Origin of the sequence: Nautilia profundicola AmH, from assembly GCF_000021725.1 — a bacterium.
GTDB lineage: Bacteria > Campylobacterota > Campylobacteria > Campylobacterales > Nautiliaceae > Nautilia > Nautilia profundicola.
This window is the reverse complement of the sequence record NC_012115.1, coordinates 1,011,086-1,036,168: the sequence shown is the minus strand read 5'-3', so window position 1 is coordinate 1,036,168 and position 25,083 is coordinate 1,011,086. Positions and strand designations below refer to the sequence as shown.

The following is a 25,083-nucleotide window of genomic DNA, read 5'->3' as shown; positions in this document are numbered from 1 at the left end:
ATTTAATTTAAAAAACTTTTCTTTTGCTATAATTTCAAATTAACTTTGAAAGGCTGGCATGATATATTCACACGCTCCTATAAACTTCGTTTTTAATAAAAATTCGGAAAACTTTTTTGTTGAAGAAATCCCTCTTTATTCGTTTGACCATACCGGTGAATGGTTGATGCTTAAGGTTAGAAAAAAAGACATGACAACTTCTGATGTTGTTAACATGTTTTCAAAACTCGGTATCCAAAAAAGGGATATTGGTTATGCCGGACTTAAAGATAAAGACGGACTTACTGTTCAATGGATGAGTGTTCCGAGAAAATTCAGAGATAGAATTAATAAATTCGAACATTCAAAAGTAAGAATAGTAGAACAAGATTTACACAGGAATAAATTGAAAATCGGACATTTAAAAGGAAATAGGTTTTTTGTAAGGCTTAAAAAAGTTCTACCTGTAGATGCTAAAAAAATTGAAAGAGTTCTTATTGATATTAAGAAGTTCGGAATTCCAAATTTTTTCGGATATCAGAGGTTTGGAAAGTTCGGTGATAATTTCGAACAGGCAAAAGAGTTTATATTCGGAGATAAACACATAAAAGACAAAAGACTTCAAAAGCTCTTAATTAGCGCATATCAGTCAAAGCTTTTTAACGACTGGCTTATGGAGAGGATTAAACTCAGCAATATTTTTGATATGAAAGATGATGAACTTAAATTTTTAGGATATGAAAAAGAACTGATCAAATTTGTAAAAAAACAAAAACATCCTTTTAAACTTTTACCCGGTGATGTGATGTGTCATTATCCTTTCGGTAAAAATTTTTATCTTGAGAATTTGGAAGATACTGAAAGGTTTTATAAAAAGGATATTGTTCCTACCGGTCTTCTTCCAGGCAAAAAAGCTATAAGGGCTAAAGATTTTGCAAGAACAATCGAAGAAAAATACGATGATTTAATCCCTGCAAACGGTGACAGAAGAAGCGCATGGATTTTTCCTGAAATTACTGAAAAAAAATATATTAAAGAAAAAGCTTGGTATGAATTTTCTTTTATATTGCCAAAAGGTAGTTACGCTACTGTTTTAATAGAAATATTACAAAACGGTATAACTGATAATTTAATAACTTATAAAGGAGATAAATGAGTTTACCTCGTTTAGCAACGACAATAGCAACATTAAGTGCATTTGTTTTAGCTGTTTCTAAAGTAATTGTTGGAATAATGACAGGAAGTGTGGCTGTTATTGCCAGTGCTATTGATTCACTACTTGATATGGTGATAAGTATTTTTAACAATATTGCCGTAAGGGTCAGTGAAAGTAAACCTAACAGCAGGTTTAATTACGGTAAAGGTAAAATAGAGGGACTTGCTGCATTGTTTGAGGGACTTTTTATTAGTGCGAGCGGTCTTTATATTATATATGAAGGTATTCGAAAAATAATCGACCATGAGCCTATTGTTAAAATTGATTACTCGATATATGTAATGGTTTTTTCTATGCTTGTTACTTTCTTTTTAGTAACGTTTTTGGCTTATGTGGTTAAAAAAACCAATCATCTTGTTATTAAATCCGATCTTTTACATTACAAAACTGACCTTTTGACAAACGGTGCCGTATTGGTTTCTTTAATAGTTGTTAAGTTGACAGGTTGGTATTATGTTGACTTTATTTTATCAATTTTTATTGGTGTATATATTATTAAAGAAGCGAGTGAAATCGTTAAAGAAGGATTTGAAATTCTTTTGGACGTTGCTCTTGATTTTGAGACAGTAGAAAAAATTAAAGAAATAATAAAAAAAGAGCCTCTTGTATTGGATTATCACTGTTTAAGAACAAGAAAATCGGGCAATAGGAATTTTGTAGACGTACATTTGGTTTTAACTCCCGATATGAAACTGAAACTTGCACATACAATTATTGAAAATGTTGAGGAAAAAATAAGAAAACTTGATCCGGACAAAAAATGGATTATAAATATACATGCAGACCCTTATGATGATTCTCATATAAACAAGCTTCTTGAGGAGTGTGAATGACAATTAAGAATATAAATTTAGAGCATAATAATAATGATGTTCATGTTATCGAATTTAATAATGTCAAACACCAAACCGTTGGAGATATTTCAAAGTTTTTTACTAAAAATAAAACGGATGTTCTTGTTATAACAAAACAGAACAAACCTTATTATGTATTAACATCCACAGATATAATTGACGCTCTTGTAGCACATTATGATAATATTGAAATTTCAATGTATATTGATAAAAATCCTAAAAAAGTTATAACGATTAATGAAAATGAAACCGTATTTGAAGCATACAGACTAATGAGAAGTTATAAAATTCATCATTTGATAGTAGTAAATGACAACGGAGACTTTTCTTCTGTAATAAATTTTTATGATTTTGCTTCATATTTAACGGAGATTGCACTTAAAGATGAAATGACCGGTCTTTATAATAAAAGATTTTTTGAATTTATACTTGATAGGTATAAAACGGAGGATATTGAAATCGGAATTATTTTTATAGATTTAGATAATTTTAAAAAAATAAACGATGCTTTCGGACATATATTCGGTGATAAAGTACTAAAATCTGTAGCAAATATTATAAAAAAATCAATTAGAGATATCGATTATGCGTTTAGATTCGGGGGAGATGAATTTGTGATATTGATATTTTCTGATTATGACGTTTTAAAAAAAGTAGCAAAAAGAATTAAAGAAAAAATTTTACAAACTGCAATAGAAGGTGTAAAGGCAGAATGCAGCATCGGATATGCTCATTATCCTACTGACAGTAATAATTTAGAAGAAGTGCTTCATTTGGCTGATAAAAGAATGTATGAAGATAAGAGGAGAGATTAAGAATTTAAAATCTCTACCGCTTTTAACATTTTGATACCTGCTTCGTTTACGCTATTTCTTCCAAGATATTTTGCTTCTCTTGCCGCAATGTACGCCTTGTCAAATGTTTCTTTTGTTAATCCTGAAGCTTTGATGGCTTTTTTAATATTTTCTGGCAGGATTCTTATTTTTTGTTCTTTTACATACATACTTCCTGTATCGGCAATTGCTTTAACCACTCTGTAAATTGTAGGGTTAATAGGAGCTCCGAATCCTTCAGGAACACCGCTCATAGCATCATCCATTAATTTACCGTATTCTGTTTCAACAATATGTCCGTCAGGCATTACTTCTAAAAAGCCTTTTGCTTCAAGGCTGTCAACAGCTTCAAGAATTTTTCTTCTTTCATCTTCATCTTTTCCTTCAAGGATATTTTCACATGCGATTCCAGCATCAGGAATCATTTTAAATATATCCATTTCATATCTTGTCATGAACGGCAATTTTTTATGAGTAGCAAGTTCTTCATATAAGAGACCTGATTTACTTGGTTCATATGTTCCAAGAATTCTTTCACGTCTTGCTTCTTCTACCCACTCTCTGTTAGGAGCGCTGAATACTTTATTTGAAATGGCAAGAGTTTTTACAGACCAGCTGTGAATTGCTCTTTCATCATAATTTTGATCTTCTATAACTTTTTCACCGTCTTCTGTTACAAAATAAACTGCTTTTCCTTTTTCGTCAATACCTTCACTGATTAAATTGAATGCTTCTAATGTATATAAATATTCTCTTAAATCAAAGTTATCGTCAAACCATTTTTTCTTGTCAGCCAAGTCTTGGAATTTTTTAGCAATTTCCTGTTTTTTCTTTGGCATTTCATCAAGTTTTCTTCCGTATTTTTCGATAAGTTTTTTATATTCTTTAACTTTTCTGTCTATAAGTTCCGCTTTGATTTCATCAAATGTTGGTGTTTCTTCAGGGTTTTGAGTTGTTTTTTCTTCCCAAATGTATTTAATAGTTTTTAAAGTTTCGATTTCTTCCTGAGAAATTGCAAATGTTTTTAACGGTTTGTCAGTTCTATCTTTATAGATTCTGTAAACTTCAAGGGCTTTTTCACCCGCTTTTGTTAACTGATCTACATCAGCAACATATCCAAGAGCCTCAAGATTTGCAAGAGAGTCTATATCAATTTCTTCTCCATCAGCAACTTTTGCAATATCTTCCAAAATAGAAAGATCAAGTACACTTCCTTCTGCAGCCCATCCGCCATATGTTAATGTTTCTTTTACAGCTTGTCCTAATTCTGTGAAAGTGAAATATTCTCCTGCAGGAATTGAGTATGCTATCAGTCTCATTGCTTCAAGCAAGTCTTTTTTATTCCCTTCTATAGGTAAGTAATGTGCATCAGTCGGTCCCATCGGAGATTTTCTGATATATTCTGCAAGTTCGGCATCTATAACGATTTCAGGATTCATTATTTTATATGCTTCATATAAATCTAATGCTTCAGCAGTTAGTTCACCGTTTTGAGCAAATCCTCTTTTTTCAAGTTCTTCGTTTGAAATTTTTGTTGTTTTATTTCCGTTTTTAACTGCAGCATCAATCATTGCGATAATTTCACTGCTTACCCATTTTGCATTATCTGCAATATTTATTTTATCTTTCACTCTATTTAAAACGTCTGCAACAATTTTACCTGCATAAGTAAACTCAATAGTTGCCGGAGTTGGGAATCTTATAATTCCGCTTAAGTTTAATTCTTCAACCGCTTCATTATTTAAATTTTTTACGTCGATTACGTTGTTTTCACTTTTTGATAGTTCTGTTATAATATTAATTGCATGATTCTTTACAATCATATTGCGCCTCCTGTTATTAATTTTTGAAATTATACAAACTAATTTAGCTTAAGTCAAGACCACTAAAGCTAATTAATAAAATATAAACACCTTATTAATTAATAGTTATATTTTAAAGGATGTAAATAAAAAAATAAGACTGAAAATAGTAAAAAAGGAGAAAGTTATTCTGTTTCTTCTTTTTCAGGATTCACTACTTTTGCGATCAAAATAGATAATCCGTAGAGTAATAATAGCGGTGCGGCCATTGCCATTTGACTAAACAGATCAGGAGGTGTTAATACTGCTGCTACAATAAATATAATAACAATTGCATATCTTGCAAATTCTTTTAATGTTTTATCAGTAACAAGGCCTAATTTTGCGAGAAAATATGTTACTACAGGTAGTTCGAAAGCTATACCGAAACCTATCATGATTTTTAGGGCGACACTTACATATTCGCTTATTTTAAGCATTGCAACGAAATCTTTACCACCGAAGTTTATCATTACTTTAAATCCGATAGGAAATACGATGTAATAAGCAAAAGCTGCTCCGACTATAAACATTATCGTTCCGAATAAAACGAAAGGAATGACAAGTTTTTTTTCATGATCATACAGTCCTGGAGCTATGAATTTCCATGTATGGTATAAAAGTACGGGTAAACTTGCGAAAAACGCAGTATATAATGAAATTCTAATTGCAGTCATAAATGGTTCTACCAGGTTTGTAAATATCATCTCGGAAGATGATGTGTCTTTCATTGCTTCAAACGCAGGTTTTGCTATCCAGAGGAAAATATCTTTCCAAACAACAAATGCTAATATAAACAGTATAAAAAACGTTACAACTATTTTAATAAGCCGAGAACGCAGCTCGGCTATATGAGGTTTAATTTCTTCAAGCATTTACTTCTTTTTCTTTTGTAGTTTCAGTAGTGTTTGCAGTTTTGTCTTCAACTTTTTCAGTAGGTTTTACATCTGCACCTTCTTCACCTTCTTTTACGGCATCTTTGAAGTTTTTGATACCTTTACCTAAACCGCTTGCGAGTTCTGGAATTTTTTTACCTCCGAATAAAAGTAATACTACTAATAAAATTACGATAATTTGCCAAGTACTTACACCCATAACAATCCTTTTTTAGAGAATTTTAGCATAAATTTAAAAAATGATGTCAATCTTTGATAAAATTTTGTAATATTTTTTAAAAGGAAAGCAATGAAACTTGCGGTTTTTGATTTTGATTCTACTTTGATGGACGGAGAAACCATTGATTTTTTAGCAGAGCCTTTAGGACTTAAAGAAAAAGTTGCTTCCATTACGGAAATGGCAATGAGGGGTGAACTTGATTTTTTCGAAAGTCTTATTATGAGGGTAAAACTTCTTGAAGGACTTGAAGAAAAAAAAGTAAATGAAATATGTCATAATCTTCCTTTGATGCCGGGGGCAAAAGATATTGTAAAAGAACTGAAAAAAAGAAACATAACGGTAATCTGCTTTAGCGGTGGATTTAGAAACGCTACTTCATATGTAAAAGATCTCATAGGTCTTGATGCTGATTTCAGCAATGTATTACATTCTAAAGACGGTGTTTTAACGGGGCTTGTAGGCGGTGAAATGATGTTTAGTCATTCTAAAGGAGATATGCTTCAGAGAATTCAGAGTATTTTGGGTGTTACTGAAAACGATACGATGGTAGTAGGTGACGGGGCTAATGATTTGAGCATGTTTAAACATGCGAAAACCAAAGTGGCCTTTTGTGCTAAAGAGGTTTTGAAAAAAGAAGCCAATATTGTGATAGAGGAAAAAGATTTAACAAAAATTTTAGAGTTTATTTAATAGTTAATAGTTAATAGTTGATAGTTAATGGTTGATGGTTGATTTTTAAAACAAACGATAAGGAGTAAAAATGAGTACGAGTATATGGGTTGATTATTTAGACAGGGAATTTTTAGACACTACATTTAAAGAATGGGTTAACAGCGGACTTGTTAACGGTCTTACGAGTAATCCGGCTATTTTTGCAAATGCGCTTAAAAAAGATGTATATAAAGAAGATTTTGAAAATCTTAAAGGAAAATCAAGTAAAGAGATTTATGAAGAAATTGCCGTAAAAGACATACAAAAAGCATGCGATATTTTAGAACCTTTATATGATGAAGGAAATGACGGTTATGCAAGTATCGAGGTTGATCCGAGACTGATTAACGATACAAAAGGTACGATTGACGAAGCTTTAAGGCTTGTAGATAAAATCGAAAGAGACAACCTAATGATTAAAATTCCTGCTAACGAAGCAGGTGTTAAAGCTATGGAAGAGCTTGCAAAAAGAGGAATAAATATTAACGCAACTCTTGTGTTCTCTCCAAATCAAGCCATGCAGGCAGCTGAAGCGATTGCAAAAGGACCAAGAACAATTGATGGTGTTATTTCAGTATTTGTAAGCAGGTTTGACAGAAAACTAAATCCCGTACTCAAAGAAAAAAACTTAGCGCAAGACAGAGTAGGGTTTTTCAATGCAATTAAAATATATAATCAAATAGAAGAAATGGGAATGCCAAACATCAGAACGCTTTTTGCATCAACTGGGGTTAAGCAAGATTATCTTCCTGCCGATTATTATGTTGAAAATCTTTATTTGCCGCATAGTGTGTTGACGTTACCGTTGGATGTTATAGAAGCTATTAAAGATAAAGAAATTGAAGAAAGCTTTCATTTTCAGACAAAACATATTGATGGTTTCTTTAGCTTTTTAACACCGGCGGGAATAAATATGCAAAAAGTATATCAAGAGCTGTTTGATGAAGGGGTGGAAGCATTTGAAAAAGCATTTGAAGAGATGCTAAATTCTATTAAGGGCTGATAATGACAAAAGAAGAATTAAATAAATATCTTTACGCATTAATTAAATATGACGGGAGTGATTTACACGTAAAAGCCGGTAACGGTATTAAAGCGAGGGTTCAGGGTAAACTCGTAACAATGGAATCTCCCTTTTTAAAAAGGGAAGATGTTGTAGAGCTTTTAAAAATAATTTTAAGAGGTAGGTTTGAAGAACTTGTTAAAAATAAGGAAATCGATTTTAACTATAAACTTAACGAAGACTACAGATTCAGAGGAAATGCGTTTTTCCAAATTGACGGTCCTTCTGTGGTGTTCAGGGTTATTCCAAGTAAAATTCCAACAATCGAAAGCTTAAAATTTCCACCTATTTTACATAAATTTGCGGAAACAGAAAGAGGACTTGTGCTTGTTACCGGTGTTACGGGAAGTGGTAAATCCACTACACTTGCCGCAATGATAAATGAAATCAATGAAAAAAGATCAAAACATATTATTACTATAGAAGATCCTGTTGAGTTTGTACATAAAGATAAAAAATGTTTAATAAACCAAAGAAGCTTAGGAGAAGATACGTTAAGTTTCAGCAGAGCCCTAAGAGCAGCCTTAAGGGAAGACCCGGATATTATCTTAGTAGGTGAGATGAGGGACAGAGAAACGATAGAGATTGCCCTGCATGCGGCTGAGACAGGACATTTGGTATTCTCAACACTACATACGTTAGATGCAAAAGAGACGATTAACAGAATTATCGGGGTGTTTCCTGTTGAAGAACAAGACCGTATAAGAATGGTATTAGGTTCGGTTCTTGAAGGTGTTATATCTCAAAGACTTGTTCCGACGGTTGAAGGTAAGAGAACCGCTGCTATGGAAATTCTTATAAAAACTCCAAGAATTAAAGATTTGATCTTACAAAAAAGAGATAATGAACTCAAAGACGTTATTGAAGAAGGTAAAAAAACTTACGGTACTCAAAGTTTCGATCAGCATCTTGTTGATTTAGTTATTGAAGGACGTGTTAAAGAAGATGTTGCACTTGATTATGCAACAAGCAGGGATGACTTTATCCTTAAACTTAAAAAAGCAAAACTTGAAAGCGGTATTGAAGTTGTTGAAGAATCTAAAATCGGTCTTAAAGATAGTTGAAATTTATAAAAATTTAGATATAATTTCAGTTCTAAAAAAACTAAGGAGAAATTATGCTTGAAGGAATTATCAGAGAGAGTACCTCAAAAGCTGAAACTAAAAAGCTTAGAAGGGATGGTTATCTGATTGCTAACATTTATGGAAAAGGTCAGGAAAACATAAATGCAGCATTCAAAACAGGTGACTTTATTAAATACTTAAGAAACAAAGAACATTTGGTATTCCCGGTAAAAGTTGGAGACAAAGAAGTAAAAGTTGTTGTTCAAGAATATCAAAAACATCCTGTAACAGGAGAACTTTTACATGTTGATTTACTAATGGCTCAAGATGGTGTTAAGTCATACTATCATGTTCCTATTAAAGTAAAAGGGACTCCAATCGGTCTTAAAAACAAAGGTGTATTAATTTACCACAGAAGAAGAATTAAAGTAAAAGCTGCACCTGAGAATTTACCAGATTTCTTTGAACTTGATGTAACTAACCTTGATGTTGGTGACAATATTCTAATCAGAGATATCGAAATGCCTGAAGGAGTTGAGTGTTTCTTAAACCCTTCAATTCCGGTTGTAGGTGTAATTAAGGCTAAATAATTTTAACGGCTTTCGCCGTTTTCTTTCTTTAACTACATTAAAAGAGGGTATATGAAACTCATAATCGGTCTTGGTAATCCCGGAGAAAAATATAAATTAAACAGACATAATATTGGTTTTTTAGCAATAGATTATTTAATAAATGAGTTTAATGCCAGGAAAATAAGTTCATCATTTAAAGGCGAACTTTTCAAAGCTTCAAATTATATGTTTTTAAAACCCACTACTTATATGAATCTTAGCGGTGAAAGCGCTGTTTTGGTTAAAAACTATTATAAAATAGACAATGAAGATATAGTCGTAATTCATGACGATATAGATTTAAAATTAGGTGCCCTTAAGTTTAAAAGAGGCGGAAGTCATGGCGGACATAACGGACTTAAATCACTTGATCAGCATATAGGCAATGATTACTACAGAGTCAGAATAGGGGTCGGAAGGCCTGAAAGAAAAGACGAAGTAGTTAAATATGTTTTGAGTAATTTTACAGATGAAGAAATGAAATGCATGCAAAGTCTGTTTCCTAAAATAAAAAGTGCGATAGAAGATATAAAAAACGCACCTTCTAAATACTCTCAAAAAGAGTGTTAAGTGTATTTTAACTACATAATCAAAAAATACGCGAAAAATTTTTTACTAATACTATTTTCACTTGCTTTTTTTTTCGTAATTATCGATTTTATAGCCAATTTTTCCAAATTGCCTGATTCTTCAAACTTACAGGTTTTATATTTATATTATATAGTTTTATACAGTTTTGATATGTTTTATCCGTTGGCGATAGTTTTTTCGTTTTTGTTTACAATGTATTATATGATTAAATTCAATGAACTCGTGAGTTTTTACTCTTTGGGGTTTTCCGTAAAAAAAATATTGAAACCTTTTTTAACATTTTCATTTTTAATATTTTTTATTTTTATTGCTTTAGACAGCGGTAAAATGGCATATGTTAGAGAGTATGCCGATTCAATTTTAAACAAAAGACAATATAGCAACACTAATTTATTTATAAAATTCAACGATAAAATTATTTATATAAAAAAAATAAAACCTATCTTAAAAGAAGCGATAGACATAAGGGTGTTTGTTTTAAAAGACGGTAAAGTAAAAAAAATTATATCAGCTAAAAAAGCTGTTTTCGTAAATGACATATGGCAAGCTAAAAACGCTGAAATCACGTTTATTAACGATAAAAAAATCACTAAAATCAGAAATGATATATTTTTTTTAAAAAACTTTAAACCTAAAATAGTGTCTAATTTAAAAAAATTAAATTCAATCTCATTATACGACGCTATCATAGCTATTAAAATATTTAAAGATGTAAATGTAAATACGCTTTTATCCATGGTTTTTTATAAAATTTTTACCGCACTTAGTTTGATCGGATTAATTATCGTATTTATATTTCAAGTGCCTATTCATCAAAGAATTTCTAATGTTTCACTCTTTTTGGTAAAATCCGTTTTTTTAACTATTTTAATTTGGGGAATACAGTTGATGATATATAAGTTTTCCAAACAGGGTGTTATATCACCTTATGTATTAATGGTACCGTGTTTTATAATCTACAGTTACGGTGTTTATTTGTTAATAAAAGAAGAAAAAGAATAAAGTTATAAATTTCAAGGAGAAATAATGAATTTTAAAAAGTTAGCGGACAAATACGGGACTCCGTTGTATGTTTACGATTTTCATCATTTTGAAAATCAGTTTAACGAACTTAAAAATGCTTTTAAAGGCAGAAAAAGTATCATTTCATATGCTGTAAAAGCAAATTCAAATTTAAGCGTTATAAAAAAGTTTGCAACTCTCGGGAGCGGTGCTGACTGCGTAAGTATCGGTGAAGTAAAAAGAGCATTAATGGCCGGAGTTGATAGATATAAAGTGATTTTCAGCGGTGTCGGTAAGAGAGATGATGAAATTGAAGAAGCGTTAAAACTTGATATATTGATGATAAACGTTGAAAGTGAAGCGGAATTAAACAGAGTTGCTGATATTGCTGAAAAATTAGGTGTTGTAGCAAGAATTTCAATCAGGGTGAATCCTAATATTGATCCTAAAACACATCCTTACATTTCTACGGGACTTCATGAAAATAAATTCGGTGTAGATATAGATACAGCTAAAAAAATGTATCTTTTTGCAAAAAACAACTCTTCTTTAAATCCTGTGGGAATTCATTTTCATATAGGAAGCCAGCTGACGGAGCTTGAGCCGATAAAAGAAGCCAGTCAGATTGTGGCGGATTTGGTTAGAAGCTTAAAAGCAATAAATATCGATATCAAATTTTTCGATGTGGGAGGAGGACTTGGTATTAAATATAAAGATGAAGAAACTATAAAACCATATGATTATGCTCAGGCTATTCTTTCTACACTTAGTGGACTTGATGTGACTATAGTATGTGAGCCGGGAAGATTTTTAGTAGGAAACGGCGGATGGTTTTTAACAAGTGTGCTTTATGAAAAAGTAAACGGTGATAAAAGATTCGTAATAGTCGACGGGGCTATGAACGATCTTATCAGACCGAGTCTTTATAACGCTTATCATAAAATCGAAGTTATAACAGATAAAAACGGGGAAATAAGTAAAGCTAATCTGGTAGGCCCTATTTGTGAAAGCGGAGATTTCTTTGCAAAAGATATAGAACTTCCGAGTACAAATCACGGAGATTTGGTTGTAATACACAGTGCCGGAGCATACGGGTTTACAATGAGCAGTAACTATAATACAAGGCCGAGAGCCGCGGAAATAGCCGTAGAAAACGGTGAGGACAGGATCATAAGAAGAAGGGAAACGTTTGAGGATTTAATTGCCTGTGAAGTAGATTATTTATAATTTCTTACAAAAGGGGAGGGATGAAGGGATTTTTTATTGACGTTCAGGGAACGCTTATCGATGATAAAGACTTCCTTCCGCTTCCCGGAAGCATTAAGTTTTTGGATTTTCTTAACAAAAACGACTTACCTTATATTTTAATTACCAACAATACTAAAAGACCTTCTGAGGAATTTCAGTCTTATTTAAAAAATTTAGGTTTTGATTTTAAAAACTATATTGATCCACTTATGGTTTTGGATGAAATTCTTGCAAGTAAAAAAATCGCGGCATACGGGAGTGAAAAGTTTTTGAATGTATTAAAATCAAAAGGCTTTACTCTTGATTATGAAAATCCCGAGAGTGTACTGCTCGGGATAAAACTGTACAGTAACGACGAATTTTCACAAATAATCGAATTTTTATTAAACGGTGCCGAACTTGTAGGAATGCATAAAACTTCTCTTTATTCACATAATTCCAAAAGATACCCGGGTCTTGGAGCCATACTTGAAATGCTTAAATACGCTACGGATAAAGATTATGTAACTGTAGGTAAACCGAGTACTTCTTTTTTTGACAGAGCTAAATCCATATTGGGATTAAATTATGATAAAATTACTATTATTAGCGATGATTTAAAAGGTGATTTAATTCCCGCAAAAAAGCTTGGAATGCAAACGGTACTCGTATTAAGCGGTAAAATCAAAGATAAAAAAGAAATAACTCAAAAGCCGGATTTTGTTTTCGAAAACATCAAAGAGCTATTAAACTATTGGAGAAAGAATGGAGAAAAAATTACAAGAACTTAGAAAAGAGATAGATTCTATAGATAATGAAATATTGAAACTTTTAAATAAAAGAATGGAAATCGTAAAAAAAGTCGGAGAGCTTAAAAACACAAGCAATTCTCCGGTATATAGACCTGAAAGAGAAAAAGAGATTATTAAAAGGTTGAGTGAACTCAGTAAAAAAGAGGGCGGAATATTAGGATATGAAGAGATCGAAGCTATTTTTCTTGAAATTTTCGCAATAAGCAGGACACTTGAAAGAAAAGAAAGAATAGCTTTTTTGGGACCTATCGGTACTTATACCCATCAGGCTGCTGAGAGCAGGTTCGGTGCTAATGCAAAGTATCTGCCTTTATTGAATATAGAAGCGGTATTTAAAGCGATTGCCAATAAAGAAGCGAAATACGGTGTCGTACCTATTGAAAACAATACAGAAGGAGTTGTGGGCGTAACGCTTGATTCTTTAAAAAAATACGATGTAAAAATAGTATCTGAAATATGTATGGATATACATCATTCCTTTGCCTCATATCAGGATGACTTGAAAAATATTAAAAGAATTTACTCTCATCCTCAGGGATATAACCAGTGTCTAAATTTCCTTGAAACACATGGACTTTTAGATGTGGAGTTCATTCCTACCGAATCAACGGCTAAAGCCGCTCAAATGGCTGCCGAAGATCAGGAAAGCGGCGCGATATGTTCTAAAATTGCGGCAAAATTATATAATGTCCCGCTTTTATTTGAAAAAATAGAAGACAACCTTGCCAACAGAACGAGATTTATTATCATAAGCGATTTTAAAACCCAAAAATCAGGAAACGACAAAACAAGCGTAATAGCGAAAACATCTCATAAATCGGGTGCGCTTTTTGAACTACTTAAAAAATTCAAAGAAAAAGAGATTAATCTTTTAAAAATCGAGAGTAGACCGAATAAAGACGATACGTTTAATACATGGTTTTATATAGATTTTGAAGGCCACATTGATGATGAAAACGTAAAAGAAATTATAGATTCGGAAGATATGCTGTGGCTCGGTTCTTATCTTAGAGACTGTTAATTAAGGAGAATTGATGTTTGAAAAATTAAAAGATTTAAAAACTTATGAAGCCGGAAAGCCGATAGAGCTTGTGGTAAGGGAATTCGGAATAAAGCCTGAAGAAATTATAAAGCTTGCAAGTAACGAAAATCCGTACGGTCCGCCTCCAAAAGCTATTGAAAAAGTAAAAAATATAGCCAATCAGATGCACAGATATCCTGATGATTCTTTTTTTGAACTAAAAGACGCGTTAAGTGTCAAGTTTGATATTAAAAATTCAAACGTTATAATCGGAGCGGGCAGCGATCAGATACTTGAATTTGCCGTCCACGCAATAGCACCTAAAAAAGTTTTAATGGCGGGAATTACGTTTGCAATGTATGAAATTTATTCAAAACAGGTGGGTGCGGAGATTTTAAAAACAAAAAGTATTACCCATAATTTGAATGAATTTTATGAAATATATAAACAGCAAAAGCCTGAAATCATCTTTTTATGCGTACCAAACAATCCTTTAGGAGAGTGCGTAGACTCTAAAGAAGTATTTGAGTTTATAGAAAAAATCGATCAAAACACACTCATTGTTGTAGACGGTGCTTATCAAGAGTTTGCAAGTTATAAAGATAAAAATAAAGAGATTAAACCGAAAGATATTTTAAAGTATCCTAATGTTCTATATACCGGAACGTTTTCAAAAGCGTACGGACTTGGTGGTATGAGAATAGGATACGGAATTGCGAATGAATTTATTATCCAAAATCTTCATAAATTAAGACCTCCTTTTAACATTACCACCCTTTCATTAGCTGCGGCAATTGAAGCACTTAAAGATGAAGAATTCGTAAAAATGGGTATTGTTAAAAACTTTGAAGAAATGGAGAAATACAAAAACTTTGCAAAAGAAAACGGTTTGGATTATATTGACAGTTACACCAATTTTATTGTGTTATATATAAAAAATTCAACGAAAATTGCTGAAAATTTATTAAAAAAAGGTATAATTGTAAGAAATATGGCCAGTTACGGTTTTGAAGCGCTTAGAATCACTATAGGAAAACCTGAAGAAAATGATAAATTATTAAATACACTAAAAGGTATGATTAGTTGAATTTTGAAGAACTGTTTAAACAAATAATCGCATTTACCAAAAATCTTAATAAAAGACAAAAGATAGTAATTATTTCGGCTATCGTCGCTTTGGTGGCGATTATTTCGTTTTTGGTTGTTTTTAACACCACTTCTTCGAAAACAAAAACAGGATATGCAATACTATTCGATAATCTTTCTTCAAAAGACGCTGCATTAATTGTACAATATCTTGATAAAAAACAGATTCCTTACGTTATTCCTGAAGACGGGGTTATTGAAGTTCCAAAAGACGTAGTTCAAAAAATAAGACTTGATGTGGCCGCACAGGGGCTACCAAAAAGCTCAAAAGTAGGGTTTGAACTATTTGACAAAAACAGTTTCGGTATTACGGATTTTGAACAAAAAGTAAAATATCTAAGAGCTCTCGAAGGAGAACTCGGAAGAACAATCGAATCACTTGATGCGGTTGAGAGCGCAACTGTAAATATTGCAATACCTAAAGACAGTGTGTTTGTGGAAAAACAGACTCCTCCTACCGCTTCAGTGGTTATCAAACTTAAACCTAATATGGTTTTAACTCCTAAACAGATACAGGGTATTAAATACCTTGTAGCGGCGGCTGTTCCTAAAATGAAGCCGGAAAACGTAAAAATTATAGACCAGTACGGCAACCTTCTTGGTGAAAATGATGAACTGACTCAAAATAATGAACTTTTAAAAGCAGAAATAATATATAAAAAAAGAATGGAAAAGGCTCTTGAAGATAAAATCGTATCAATTCTTGCTCCTGTAATAGGAGGTAAAAATAAAGTTGTGGCAAAAGTAAACCTTGATATTGATTTTTCTCAAGTTAAATCAAAATCAACCATTTATTCTCCTGATAACGTCGTAAGAAGCGAACAGACTTTGGAAGAGAGTAGAACGGGATATAAACCGAAAGAAGTCGGCGGAGTTCCCGGTGCCGTAAGTAACGTGGGACCTGTACAGGGTACAAAATCAAATGAAGTTAAAGACAAATATACCAAATCTCAAACAACTACTAATTATGAAATTTCCACAACAGTAAAAGATGTGAAAGAACCTCTTGCAAAAATAAAAAGAATAACCGCAGCAGTTGTGGTAGACGGTCATTATAAAGAGGATAAAGACGGCAAAAAAGAGTTTGTTCCTTTAACTAAACTCGAACTTACCAATATCGAAAATCTTGTAAAAAACACAATAGGATACGATCCGAAAAGAGGAGATAGTGTAAGTGTTAGCAGTTTTCAATTTACCGGAAACAGCGCAAATAATGAGCCGACTTCGGCAGTAGGAAAAGTTATGCAAAGTGTTCAAATGTATTTAGGACCGATAAGCGGAATATTGAAATATTTATTCCTGGCAATTGTTCTTTTTGTTTTTTATAAAAAGGTTATTACACCGTTTACACAGAAAATGCTTGAAGTTAAAATTGAAGAAGAACCTGAATATGTTAAGCCTGATATTGAAATTAATGAAGAAGAAGTTGAGTCCACTTATGATAAAATAAAAGAATTAAAAGAAAAAGTTGAGCAGCAATTGGGTATTTCAAGTGACGTAAATGAAGAAGAGCTGAAATACGAAGTTCTGCTTGACAGAATTGTTAAAATGGCTGAAGAAAAAACTGAAGAAGTTGCTAAAGTTCTTGAGAACTTAATTAAAGAAGAAACGCATGAAGTATAAGGATAACTAATGGCACTATCAGCTCAGCAACAAGCTATACTTGACGAACTTTCAATGCCGGAAAAAATAGCGATATTATTGATTCAGCTTGGTGAGGATTTAACAGCTCAGATTTTTTCATATATGGATGTAAACGCAATAACCGAGATTTCAAAATATATTGCTACGGCAAAAGCGATAGATAAAGCGATTGCGGCGGCAGTTTTAGAAGAATTTTATGTAATATTTCAATCAAATCAGTATATTGCAAGCGGCGGTCTTGAATATGCTAAAGAAATATTATATAAAGCATTAGGTCCGGAAGAAGCTAAAAAAGTTCTTGATAAACTTGCAAAATCGCTTCAGAGTGAGCAGACTTTCGGATTTTTACAAAAAGTTAAACCTCAACAGCTTGCGGACTTTATCGTAAACGAACACCCTCAGACAATCGCACTTATTTTAGCACATATGGATCCTACAAGTGCAGCTGAAACACTTAGCTATTTTCCTGATGAGGTAAGGGCTGAAGTGCTTATCAGAATGAGTAATCTTGGCGATATTTCTCCACAGGTTATTAAAAAAGTATCGGCAATTCTTGAAACAAAACTTGAAGCTCTTACAGGATATAAGGTTGAAATCGGTGGGGTAAGATTCGTTGCGGAAATATTCAATAGACTCGGTCAAAAAGCTGCAAAATCTACGCTTAAATTCATTGAACAGGTTAATAATGAGCTTGCAGAAGAAATTAAAGAAAAAATGTTTACATTTGAGGATATCCTTAAACTTGACAATAACGCAATTCGTGAAATTTTAAAAGAAGCTGATAAAAATCAATTAATGATTGCATTAAAAGGCGCACCTGAAGAATTAAAAGAAAAATTTTTAGCTAATATGTCACAGCGTGCAGCGGCTGCGTTTGAAGAAGAGATGCAGTTCTTGGGTCCTGTTAAAGTTAAAGATGTTGAAGCTGCACAAAGAAGTATAGTGGAAATAGTTCAAAAACTTGCTGAAGAAGGTAAAGTATCAATCGGAGCGGAGGAAGAAGTAATTGAGTAGAATAGTAAACGGCGAAGCAGTGGAAAAACACATAATTAATCAGTATTCATTTAAAAGCTTTGACGATAGTGATACATTTGTTTCTACAAATAATAGTGATAATCAGCAGAATTCGGAAAATGAAAAAGAAACATCAGATACGAATCAACACAATACATCAAATCAGAACAATAATTCTAATAATGAAGTAATTGAAAAACTTCTTGAAAAAATAGAAGAGCTGAGTAATAATATTGTAAATATTCAAACGAAATTCGAGCAACAGTTAAATGAATGCAAACAGCAAATAGAGATTGAAAAGCAAAAAGCGTACGAAGAGGGATATAAAAAAGGTAAAGAAGAAGCCAATAACGAGCTTTCCAAAGAAATGGAAGAGAAAATTAAACTTCTTCAAAGTTCTATTGAAAAAGTGGATAAAATCAACGAAGTGTTTGAAGAGAAAATACTTTCGATAGAAAAAGAGTTAATTTCGGTAGCACTTGATATCGCAAAAGAGGTAATTCAAAAAGAAGTTAGTGAAAATTCAAAAGAAATAGCTTATAATCTTGCTAAATCATTAATGGAAGATATTAAAGACGCTACAAAAATACAAATAAAAGTAAATCCGAAAGATGCTCAGTATCTTAAAGAGCAGAATTTACAAAATGTTGAAATTATTGAAGATGAAGCGGTAAAAGAGGGCGGAGTGGTGATTGTAAGCGATATAGGAAATATTGATGCGGAAATTTTACAGAGGTTTAAAGCTATAAAAGAAGCGGTATTGGAAGGTAATGAATGATAGATGTTAAAAGTAAAAATATTGTTGAATTAGAAAAACTGGCACAAGATATAAGAAAAAGAATTTTAGAAGTTGTTTCGGCAAAAGGCGGACATTTAAGTTCAACACTCGGTGCGGTTGAACTTATTATTGCCATGCATTATGTTTTTGACGTAGAAAAAGATCCTTTTATTTTTGATGTGTCACACCAGGCATATGCACATAAACTTTTAACCGGTAGATGGGATGAGTTTGATACTTTAAGACAGTTCGGAGGTATCAGCGGTTATACCAAACCGAGTGAGAGTAAATATGATTATTTCAGCGCGGGACACTCCTCTACCTCTATATCTGTGGCGGTTGGTGCTGCAAAAGCGATTAAATTAAAAGGTGAAGAGAGGATACCAGTTGTTTTAATAGGTGACGGGGCTATGAGTGCCGGTATGGTATATGAGGCTCTGAATGAACTCGGATTTAGAAAATACCCTGTGGTAATAATACTAAACGATAACGAAATGAGTATAGGTAAACCTATAGGTGCACTTAGCAAATACCTTACAAGACTTAAAGCCGGAAAGCTTTATCAGGGATTTAAGGAAAAGTTTAAAAAATTCCTTGATTCCGCTCCTAAAGACGTAAAATATATGGCTAAAAAATTTGAAGAAATGTTTAGCGTTCACGGTGTCTTTTTTGAAGAAATGGGACTTGAATACATTGGACCTATTGACGGACACAATCTTGAAGAGGTAATTGAAACGCTTGAAGTTGCAAAAAGCCTGAAAAAGCCTGTAATTGTCCATGCCAAAACAATTAAAGGAAAAGGTTACGAGCAGGCGGAAGGATATTATGAACACTGGCACGGAGTGGGACCGTTTGACCTTAAAACCGGAAAACCACTTAAAAAATCCTCTCTGAGCGCCACTAAAGTTTATTCCGAAACATTATTGGAACTTGCAAAAGAAGATAAAAACATTGTAGGTGTGACCGCCGCAATGCCAAGCGGTACGGGAATGAAAGAACTGATGAAAGAGTTTCCGGAGAGGTTTTGGGATGTCGGAATTGCAGAGCAGCATGCCGTAACATCCATGGCTCCTCTTGCAAAAGAAGGATTTATTCCGTTTGTTGCAATATATTCAACCTTTTTACAAAGAGGGTATGACCAGATCATTCATGATGTGTGTCTTGATAACTATCCTGTAAGATTCGCAATCGACAGAGCCGGAATAGTCGGTGCGGACGGTGAAACCCATCAGGGTGTGTTTGATATAGGGTATCTTAGAATTCTGCCAAATATTACTATTTTCGCACCAAGGGATTTCGAAACTCTTAAAAAGGCAGTAAGGTTTGCAAAAGAATTCAACGACGGACCTTGTGCGTTCAGATATCCAAGGGGTGCTTTCACTCTTGAAGACGAAGTGTTTGATGCAAAAGATTTTGAACTCGGCAAAGCTGAAGTTTTGATTGATAGCGATAATATTATGTTTATAGCATACGGCAACGGTGTAGGAAAAGCATATAAAGCCCATAAACTTCTAAAAGAGCAGGGAATCGATACGGGAGTTGTCGATTTAAGGTTTGTAAAACCGTTTGACAAAGAACTTTTAAGAAGCCTCAGGGCAAAAAAATGGTATGTAATAAGTGACAATGCAAAAGAGGGCGGAATTGCCGAAATGCTTAGCGATTTTGTAAACTCTGAAAATCTTGATGTGAGTATTGAGAGTTTTGAATACCCTGACGAGTTTATTCCGCACGGGGATGTTGAAAGTGTGGAGAGACTTTTAAAAGTTGACGTTCAAAGCATAGTGGAGAAAATAAAGGACCAAAATGCCTAAAGCGGTATTCGGAGGCGGGTGTTTTTGGTGTCTGGACGCCGTATTCAGAAAAGTTGACGGAGTAAGGGACGTAGTAGTCGGATATGCTGGAGGAAGACGTCCAAATCCGAACTACGAGCAGGTGTGTACCGGTGTAACCGGACATGCGGAAGTAGTTGAAATAGATTATGATGAAAATACAGTTAGTTATGATGAACTTCTTGATATATTTTTCAAAATCCACGACCCTACACAGCTTAACAGGCAGGGAAACGATGTTGGAACCCAATACAGGTCTATAATTCTGTATCTTGATGAAGAGCAGAAAGAAAAGGCGTTAAAAAAGATAGAAGAGCTTAAAAAAGAGGGCTTGAATGTGGTAACTGAAGTAAAACCTCTTGAGATATTCTATCCGGCAGAAAAGTATCATCAAAACTATTTTGCCAAAAACCCACATCAGCCTTACTGTATGTACGTGGTGGCGCCTAAGGTTGAAAAATATTTAAAGATTAAAAATGAAAACAAAAAAACTTAAAGAATTTAAAGACCAAATATCATATCTTAAAGTAAACCAAAACGGATACGCACTTGTAGATGTAAACAATAGGGTTTATATTTTTAATTCTGATTTTAAACTTATAAACGGCTTTAAACTTAAACTTCCGCCAAACAAACCAAAAGAAAATGGTATAGATATTGACGAAGAGTTTAAATACCTGCTTTTAGCCACTCCTTCAAAACCTCTGACACTGTGGGATATTAAAAACAAAAAACTGCTTGACAAATACGAATGGCACAGGGGTGATGTATTAAGCGTTAAACTTGATAAAAATTATTTTGCAAGCGGAGGTATTGACGGTAAAATCTTTTTATATTCTTTAGACCTTTTCAAAATGGTTTCAAAAGTTGCCAAGCACAAAGATTTTATAAGTTCTCTTGCGTTTGGAAGTGATGAAATATATGCCACGGGGTATGATAAAAGCGTACTTTTTGTAAATCAGTTTTCTTTAAAAAAGATTGTCAGGTATCTGCATCTTAAAAAAGCGTTAAAAATAGAAAATAAGAATTTTTTAGTGAGCGCCTCGGAATATTCGGATATTATAAAATGGGATAAGTATAAAAAAGAGCGTAAGGACAGGTTTGACATTTATGAAGAGTTTATGGATTTTTATATATATGAAAATTATTTATTTATTGCAGTTAGGGATAGGATTGTTCTGTATGATCTTGAAAAAGAAGTTCTCATAAATGAAAAATTTTTTGATATTGACGCCTCAAAAATTTGTGTTTATAAAGATAAACTGTATTTTATTCAGAATAATGAGCTACAATATGTAGAGTTATATGATGAGGTTGAATTCTTAGATGTTATTTTAAAGGGTGATTATAAAACTGCTTATGAGATGCTAACATTAAATCCTTTTTTAAAAAAGACAAAAAGTTATGAAAAGCTTGAACTTTTATATAAAAATTCTATTAAAAGAGCTATAAAGTATCTTGAAGAGAATTTAAAGTCAAAAGCAATAGATGTATTAAAACCGTTTATGAATGTTTTGCAAAAGCGTGAAGAGATAACAAAAATACTTACACATTATGAAAATATAATCAAATTCAAAAAAGCATATGAAAACAGGAATTTCGCTCTTTTTTATCAGATAGCCAATCAGTATGAACTGTTAAAAGATACAAAATATTATAAACTTGTTGAAAAAGAGTGGGAGCTTAAATTTGAAAAAGCAAAAAAACTTGCAATCGAAGGCAGGGTTTCAGAAGCAAAAGAGATACTTAAAGATTTTATGACGGTCAGTGAAAAAATACCTTTGATTGAACTGCTTTTAAAACAAGCCGAACTTTTTAGATTAATGAAAGAAAAAATAGCCAAAAAAGATTTTGCAGGTTTTTTTGCAATCATTAAAGAACACCCCGAGCTTAAAAATACTAAAGAGTATCAGGCGGTTATGGAATATGCCCAAAGGCTGTATACACTTGCTTTAAAAGCATTAAAAGAAGAAAACTTTAAATATGTCCTAAAAGCCGCAACTATTTTGGAGGATATTGAAGGATATGAATTAAAAGCAAAAGAACTGTTAACTCAGGCTCAGATATCTTTGGAGTTTTTAAGACTTTTCGGGAAAGACAAAAACAAAGCCTTTGAACTTGTTGAACAGTACCCTTTTTTAAAAGATCTAAAAGTTTATAAACTGTATGAAGAAAAATGGAGTGAAAAACTTAAAACCGCAGAAGCGAAAGCGTTTAAAGGTAAAATAAAAGAAGCCCTGCGTGAACTGAAAGAATATGAAAATATTAATATTAAAAAACCGAGAATTAAAAATATGCTAAAAAGCGCCTACCTAAACTACATAAAAGACTCTCATGATAAAAAAGCAATTGAGAAATATATAAATACATTCGGAAAAGATGAGGAAATTATGAAAGTTATGAATAAAAATAAATAAACTGCTTAATCCACTGATAATTTTGATTTGTTTATTTCAAATAATCGATTTTTCGAGGCTTTTGAAGTAATGGTACCGGCGGTGGGACTCGAACCCACATGAGCAGAGCTCATCGGATTTTGAGTCCGACGCGTCTACCAGTTCCGCCACGCCGGCACGGATTGGAATTATATCTACTATTTAATAAGTTTTCAATATTGTTTTGAAAGGTTTTTGTAGAAAAAAAGAAAAAAAGAACTTATTTGTTTAAAAGTTCTTTTAATTTTTTACCAACTTTGAATTTAACTGATTTAGTTTCAGGGATTTTAACTTCTTTGTTTGTTCCAGGAACTCTTGCTACTCTTGGAGCTCTTGTTACAACTTCAAAACTTCCGAATCCGATAAAACTAACTTTTTTACCAGCTTTTAGTGCTTCTTCCATTGCTTCGATTGTTGCATCGATAACTGCATTAACATCTTTTTTGCTTAGACCTGACTTTTCTGCTACCGCTGCGATTAATTCAGACTTTTTCATTTTTCCTCCTTTTTAGTTGGGTACAAAAAATTTTACTCTTTTTTTTTACCAAAAATCAAGTGTTTTAGGCATTTTTTGCTATAATTTTGTTAAAAAAGGTAAAAAATGAGCGCTTGTGAGCTTCCAAGCAGTAAAAAAACCGAAAAAAAACTGTGTGAAGTACTTAAAGAATCGAAAACCATTGTAGTTGTAGGGCTTTCTCCAAAAGAACACAGAGCTTCAAACCAGGTGGCTAAATATATGCAGGAAAACGGTTATAAAATTATTCCGGTTTATCCGAGAGAAGAAACGATACTTGGTGAAAAAGTATATAGAAGCCTTGATGAAATAGATTTTGAGGTCGATATTGTAGATATATTTAGAAAAGGCGAAGACACTCCTCCCATCGTAGAAAAAGCCGTAAAAATGCCGGGAATCAAATGTGTGTTTTTACAAGAAGGCGTTATTAATGAAAAATCAAAAGAAATAGCCGAAAATGCGGGTGTTTATTATGTTGAAGACAGATGTATCATGGTGGATCATATCAGATGTAAAAACGAAGGATTATTATGATACCTTTTGAAAATATCAAAAAAGCGCACGAAAGAATTAAAGACGTAGTTTATAGAACTCCTTTTGCCTACGCTCCGATACTTTCTCAAAAAGTCGGAAACGAGATTTTTTTAAAAAAGGAAAATCTGCAGACGACAGGTGCGTTTAAATTAAGAGGAGCTTTTAATAAAATTGCGTCAATTCCGGAAGAGAAAAGAAAAAAAGGCGTAATTGCAGCAAGTGCCGGGAATCACGCACAGGGTGTTGCGTTTAGTGCGAATTATTTTAATGTACCCGCAATAATAGTAATGCCTGAAGCAACACCGCTTACTAAAGTAACCGGTGTTAAAGAATTCGGAGGCGAAGTGGTACTTGCCGGAAACAATTATGACGAAGCCTATGAATATGCTGTAAAACTTGCCGAAGAAAAGGGTCTTGAGTTTATACATCCTTTTGCCGACGACGAGGTTATCGCAGGGCAGGGAACAATCGGAATAGAAATGCTTGAGCAGGTTCCTGATCTTGATTATATAATCGTCCCGATTGGTGGAGGCGGACTAATAAGCGGTATAGCAAGCGCGGCTAAACAGATTAATCCGCATATTAAGGTTATAGGCGTAACGGCGGAAGGCGCTCTGCTATGAGACTGAGCTTCTTAAGCGGAAGCGTTCAGATACCACATTTGTAAAAACTATTGCCGACGGTATTGCCGTTAGGGATACAAATCCTAAAATGTACAAACTTGTAAAAGAAGTTGTTGATGATATAGTGGAAGTTGATGACGAAGAGATTGCAAATGCAATACTCTTTTTAATGGAAAGACAAAAAGTTGTGGTTGAAGGTGCCGGTGCTGTGGGAGTTGCTGCTCTTTTACACCATAAAATCAAATTTACGGCTCCTAAAAAAGTCGGAGTAGTGCTTAGTGGCGGAAACATTGATGTGACAATGATTAATTTGATTATTGAAAAAGGTTTATTAAAATCACACAGAAAAATGAAACTGATCATTACACTTGTGGATAAACCTGGAGCACTTCAAAAATTAACTGAAATACTTGCTGCTGAAAAAGCGAATATTGTTCAGATAGGATATGACAGAACGGATCTGAATCTTGCTATAGGTGACGCAAACGTAACGATTGCCCTTGAAACAAGAGGACTCGAACATCAAGAAGCTATAAAAAGAGCTCTTCATAAAAACGGATATAAGTTTGTAGTTGAGTAGGTAAATAGATAAGTGGTGAAGTGGGTAAGTTGTGAAGTTGAGAAG

Annotated in this window: 24 protein-coding genes, 1 tRNA gene and 1 pseudogene; 21 read left to right on the top strand and 5 right to left on the bottom strand. The window is 33.1% G+C overall.

Annotated elements, in window-relative coordinates:
- Positions 1-58: 58 nt before the first annotated feature.
- The 3 genes from truD to NAMH_RS09000 are packed head-to-tail and all read left to right on the top strand — an operon-like array spanning position 59 to position 2,864.
- Entirely contained in the window at positions 59-1,135 is a 1,077-nt protein-coding gene (gene truD, locus NAMH_RS05510; RefSeq protein ID WP_015901747.1) for a tRNA pseudouridine(13) synthase TruD, read from the top strand.
- Entirely contained in the window at positions 1,132-2,028 is an 897-nt protein-coding gene (locus NAMH_RS05505; RefSeq protein WP_015902500.1) for a cation diffusion facilitator family transporter, read from the top strand. The genes truD and NAMH_RS05505 overlap by 4 nt, the downstream gene beginning before the upstream one ends.
- The gene (locus NAMH_RS09000; protein WP_015902496.1) at positions 2,025-2,864 is read left to right on the top strand and encodes a diguanylate cyclase; all 840 of its coding nucleotides are present in this window, start codon (positions 2,025-2,027) and stop codon (positions 2,862-2,864) included. Before NAMH_RS05505 ends, NAMH_RS09000 begins: the two co-directional genes overlap by 4 nt.
- Here NAMH_RS09000 and NAMH_RS05495 read toward each other — a convergent pair.
- The 3 genes from NAMH_RS05495 to tatA form a co-directional block, all read right to left on the bottom strand.
- Complete coding sequence (locus tag NAMH_RS05495; RefSeq protein ID WP_012663824.1) at positions 2,861-4,705, bottom strand: DUF505 domain-containing protein; 1,845 nt, start codon at positions 4,703-4,705, stop codon at positions 2,861-2,863. The two genes, NAMH_RS09000 and NAMH_RS05495, sit on opposite strands and share 4 nt — an antisense overlap.
- 164 nt (positions 4,706-4,869) lie before the next feature.
- On the bottom strand, positions 4,870-5,598 hold the full coding sequence (tatC, locus tag NAMH_RS05490) for a twin-arginine translocase subunit TatC (protein ID WP_015902156.1): 729 nt from the start codon (positions 5,596-5,598) through the stop codon (positions 4,870-4,872).
- Complete coding sequence (gene tatA / locus NAMH_RS05485; protein ID WP_015901944.1) at positions 5,591-5,818, bottom strand: twin-arginine translocase TatA/TatE family subunit; 228 nt, start codon at positions 5,816-5,818, stop codon at positions 5,591-5,593. The genes tatC and tatA overlap by 8 nt, the downstream gene beginning before the upstream one ends.
- A 90-nt stretch (positions 5,819-5,908) precedes the next feature.
- Between tatA and serB the strand changes: the two genes are divergently transcribed.
- The 16 genes from serB to NAMH_RS05405 all read left to right on the top strand — a co-directional run bounded on the left by serB (position 5,909) and on the right by NAMH_RS05405 (position 22,769).
- Positions 5,909-6,529, top strand: coding sequence for a phosphoserine phosphatase SerB (gene serB, locus NAMH_RS05480; RefSeq protein ID WP_015902448.1), 621 nt, complete (start codon positions 5,909-5,911; stop codon positions 6,527-6,529).
- Between the two features lie 70 nt (positions 6,530-6,599).
- On the top strand, positions 6,600-7,553 hold the full coding sequence (locus tag NAMH_RS05475) for a transaldolase (protein WP_012664025.1): 954 nt from the start codon (positions 6,600-6,602) through the stop codon (positions 7,551-7,553).
- A gap of 2 nt (positions 7,554-7,555) precedes the next feature.
- Positions 7,556-8,677 carry a type IV pilus twitching motility protein PilT gene (locus NAMH_RS05470; protein WP_015902338.1) on the top strand — a complete coding sequence of 374 codons (1,122 nt, stop codon included), beginning with the start codon at positions 7,556-7,558 and terminating at the stop codon, positions 8,675-8,677.
- Positions 8,678-8,730: 53 nt separating this feature from the next.
- Positions 8,731-9,267, top strand: a complete 537-nt coding sequence (locus tag NAMH_RS05465; RefSeq protein WP_015902232.1) for a 50S ribosomal protein L25/general stress protein Ctc — start codon at positions 8,731-8,733, stop codon at positions 9,265-9,267.
- A gap of 51 nt (positions 9,268-9,318) precedes the next feature.
- Positions 9,319-9,858 carry an aminoacyl-tRNA hydrolase gene (gene pth / locus NAMH_RS05460; RefSeq protein WP_015901910.1) on the top strand — a complete coding sequence of 180 codons (540 nt, stop codon included), beginning with the start codon at positions 9,319-9,321 and terminating at the stop codon, positions 9,856-9,858.
- A complete protein-coding gene (locus tag NAMH_RS05455) occupies positions 9,859-10,881 on the top strand; it encodes an LptF/LptG family permease (RefSeq protein ID WP_015902043.1) in 1,023 nt (340 codons plus the stop codon).
- A 24-nt stretch (positions 10,882-10,905) separates the two neighbouring features.
- Complete coding sequence (gene lysA, locus NAMH_RS05450; RefSeq protein ID WP_015902548.1) at positions 10,906-12,108, top strand: diaminopimelate decarboxylase; 1,203 nt, start codon at positions 10,906-10,908, stop codon at positions 12,106-12,108.
- A 20-nt stretch (positions 12,109-12,128) separates the two neighbouring features.
- On the top strand, positions 12,129-12,899 hold the full coding sequence (locus NAMH_RS05445; protein WP_012663967.1) for an HAD-IIA family hydrolase: 771 nt from the start codon (positions 12,129-12,131) through the stop codon (positions 12,897-12,899).
- A complete protein-coding gene (gene pheA / locus NAMH_RS05440; protein WP_015902759.1) occupies positions 12,874-13,941 on the top strand; it encodes a prephenate dehydratase in 1,068 nt (355 codons plus the stop codon). The genes NAMH_RS05445 and pheA overlap by 26 nt, the downstream gene beginning before the upstream one ends.
- 13 nt (positions 13,942-13,954) lie before the next feature.
- Positions 13,955-15,028 carry a histidinol-phosphate transaminase gene (gene hisC, locus NAMH_RS05435; protein WP_015901777.1) on the top strand — a complete coding sequence of 358 codons (1,074 nt, stop codon included), beginning with the start codon at positions 13,955-13,957 and terminating at the stop codon, positions 15,026-15,028.
- The gene (gene fliF, locus NAMH_RS05430) at positions 15,025-16,710 is read left to right on the top strand and encodes a flagellar basal-body MS-ring/collar protein FliF (protein WP_015902073.1); all 1,686 of its coding nucleotides are present in this window, start codon (positions 15,025-15,027) and stop codon (positions 16,708-16,710) included. Before hisC ends, fliF begins: the two co-directional genes overlap by 4 nt.
- A gap of 9 nt (positions 16,711-16,719) precedes the next feature.
- The gene (gene fliG, locus NAMH_RS05425) at positions 16,720-17,745 is read left to right on the top strand and encodes a flagellar motor switch protein FliG (RefSeq protein ID WP_015902834.1); all 1,026 of its coding nucleotides are present in this window, start codon (positions 16,720-16,722) and stop codon (positions 17,743-17,745) included.
- Positions 17,738-18,523, top strand: a complete 786-nt coding sequence (gene fliH, locus NAMH_RS05420; RefSeq protein WP_015902279.1) for a flagellar assembly protein FliH — start codon at positions 17,738-17,740, stop codon at positions 18,521-18,523. Before fliG ends, fliH begins: the two co-directional genes overlap by 8 nt.
- Positions 18,520-20,334, top strand: a complete 1,815-nt coding sequence (gene dxs, locus NAMH_RS05415; protein WP_012663686.1) for a 1-deoxy-D-xylulose-5-phosphate synthase — start codon at positions 18,520-18,522, stop codon at positions 20,332-20,334. Before fliH ends, dxs begins: the two co-directional genes overlap by 4 nt.
- Positions 20,327-20,848, top strand: a complete 522-nt coding sequence (msrA, locus tag NAMH_RS05410; RefSeq protein ID WP_015902350.1) for a peptide-methionine (S)-S-oxide reductase MsrA — start codon at positions 20,327-20,329, stop codon at positions 20,846-20,848. The genes dxs and msrA overlap by 8 nt, the downstream gene beginning before the upstream one ends.
- Positions 20,829-22,769, top strand: a complete 1,941-nt coding sequence (locus tag NAMH_RS05405) for a WD40 repeat domain-containing protein (protein ID WP_012663749.1) — start codon at positions 20,829-20,831, stop codon at positions 22,767-22,769. Before msrA ends, NAMH_RS05405 begins: the two co-directional genes overlap by 20 nt.
- A gap of 70 nt (positions 22,770-22,839) precedes the next feature.
- On the opposite strand, the gene NAMH_RS05400 is transcribed toward NAMH_RS05405, so the two are convergent.
- A tRNA-Leu gene (locus NAMH_RS05400) sits at positions 22,840-22,925 on the bottom strand.
- A gap of 82 nt (positions 22,926-23,007) precedes the next feature.
- A complete protein-coding gene (locus tag NAMH_RS05395; RefSeq protein ID WP_015902155.1) occupies positions 23,008-23,283 on the bottom strand; it encodes an HU family DNA-binding protein in 276 nt (91 codons plus the stop codon).
- 105 nt (positions 23,284-23,388) lie between these two features.
- Here NAMH_RS05395 and NAMH_RS05390 point away from each other — a divergent pair, with 105 nt between their 5' ends.
- Together NAMH_RS05390 and ilvA are read left to right on the top strand one after the other, a co-directional pair.
- Positions 23,389-23,835 carry a CoA-binding protein gene (locus NAMH_RS05390; protein WP_015902788.1) on the top strand — a complete coding sequence of 149 codons (447 nt, stop codon included), beginning with the start codon at positions 23,389-23,391 and terminating at the stop codon, positions 23,833-23,835.
- Positions 23,832-25,038 (top strand): annotated as a pseudogene (ilvA, locus tag NAMH_RS09450) (threonine ammonia-lyase). Before NAMH_RS05390 ends, ilvA begins: the two are co-directional and overlap by 4 nt.
- Positions 25,039-25,083 lie beyond the last annotated feature (45 nt).

Coding starts and splice junctions, on each gene's coding strand:
- truD (WP_015901747.1), top strand. CDS start 59: ATGATATATTCACACGCTCCTATAAACTTCGTTTTTAATAAAAATTCG.
- NAMH_RS05505 (WP_015902500.1), top strand. CDS start 1,132: ATGAGTTTACCTCGTTTAGCAACGACAATAGCAACATTAAGTGCATTT.
- NAMH_RS09000 (WP_015902496.1), top strand. CDS start 2,025: ATGACAATTAAGAATATAAATTTAGAGCATAATAATAATGATGTTCAT.
- NAMH_RS05495 (WP_012663824.1), bottom strand. CDS start 4,705: ATGATTGTAAAGAATCATGCAATTAATATTATAACAGAACTATCAAAA.
- tatC (WP_015902156.1), bottom strand. CDS start 5,598: ATGCTTGAAGAAATTAAACCTCATATAGCCGAGCTGCGTTCTCGGCTT.
- tatA (WP_015901944.1), bottom strand. CDS start 5,818: ATGGGTGTAAGTACTTGGCAAATTATCGTAATTTTATTAGTAGTATTA.
- serB (WP_015902448.1), top strand. CDS start 5,909: ATGAAACTTGCGGTTTTTGATTTTGATTCTACTTTGATGGACGGAGAA.
- NAMH_RS05475 (WP_012664025.1), top strand. CDS start 6,600: ATGAGTACGAGTATATGGGTTGATTATTTAGACAGGGAATTTTTAGAC.
- NAMH_RS05470 (WP_015902338.1), top strand. CDS start 7,556: ATGACAAAAGAAGAATTAAATAAATATCTTTACGCATTAATTAAATAT.
- NAMH_RS05465 (WP_015902232.1), top strand. CDS start 8,731: ATGCTTGAAGGAATTATCAGAGAGAGTACCTCAAAAGCTGAAACTAAA.
- pth (WP_015901910.1), top strand. CDS start 9,319: ATGAAACTCATAATCGGTCTTGGTAATCCCGGAGAAAAATATAAATTA.
- lysA (WP_015902548.1), top strand. CDS start 10,906: ATGAATTTTAAAAAGTTAGCGGACAAATACGGGACTCCGTTGTATGTT.
- NAMH_RS05445 (WP_012663967.1), top strand. CDS start 12,129: ATGAAGGGATTTTTTATTGACGTTCAGGGAACGCTTATCGATGATAAA.
- pheA (WP_015902759.1), top strand. CDS start 12,874: ATGGAGAAAAAATTACAAGAACTTAGAAAAGAGATAGATTCTATAGAT.
- hisC (WP_015901777.1), top strand. CDS start 13,955: ATGTTTGAAAAATTAAAAGATTTAAAAACTTATGAAGCCGGAAAGCCG.
- fliG (WP_015902834.1), top strand. CDS start 16,720: ATGGCACTATCAGCTCAGCAACAAGCTATACTTGACGAACTTTCAATG.
- dxs (WP_012663686.1), top strand. CDS start 18,520: ATGATAGATGTTAAAAGTAAAAATATTGTTGAATTAGAAAAACTGGCA.
- msrA (WP_015902350.1), top strand. CDS start 20,327: ATGCCTAAAGCGGTATTCGGAGGCGGGTGTTTTTGGTGTCTGGACGCC.
- NAMH_RS05405 (WP_012663749.1), top strand. CDS start 20,829: ATGAAAACAAAAAAACTTAAAGAATTTAAAGACCAAATATCATATCTT.
- NAMH_RS05395 (WP_015902155.1), bottom strand. CDS start 23,283: ATGAAAAAGTCTGAATTAATCGCAGCGGTAGCAGAAAAGTCAGGTCTA.
- NAMH_RS05390 (WP_015902788.1), top strand. CDS start 23,389: ATGAGCGCTTGTGAGCTTCCAAGCAGTAAAAAAACCGAAAAAAAACTG.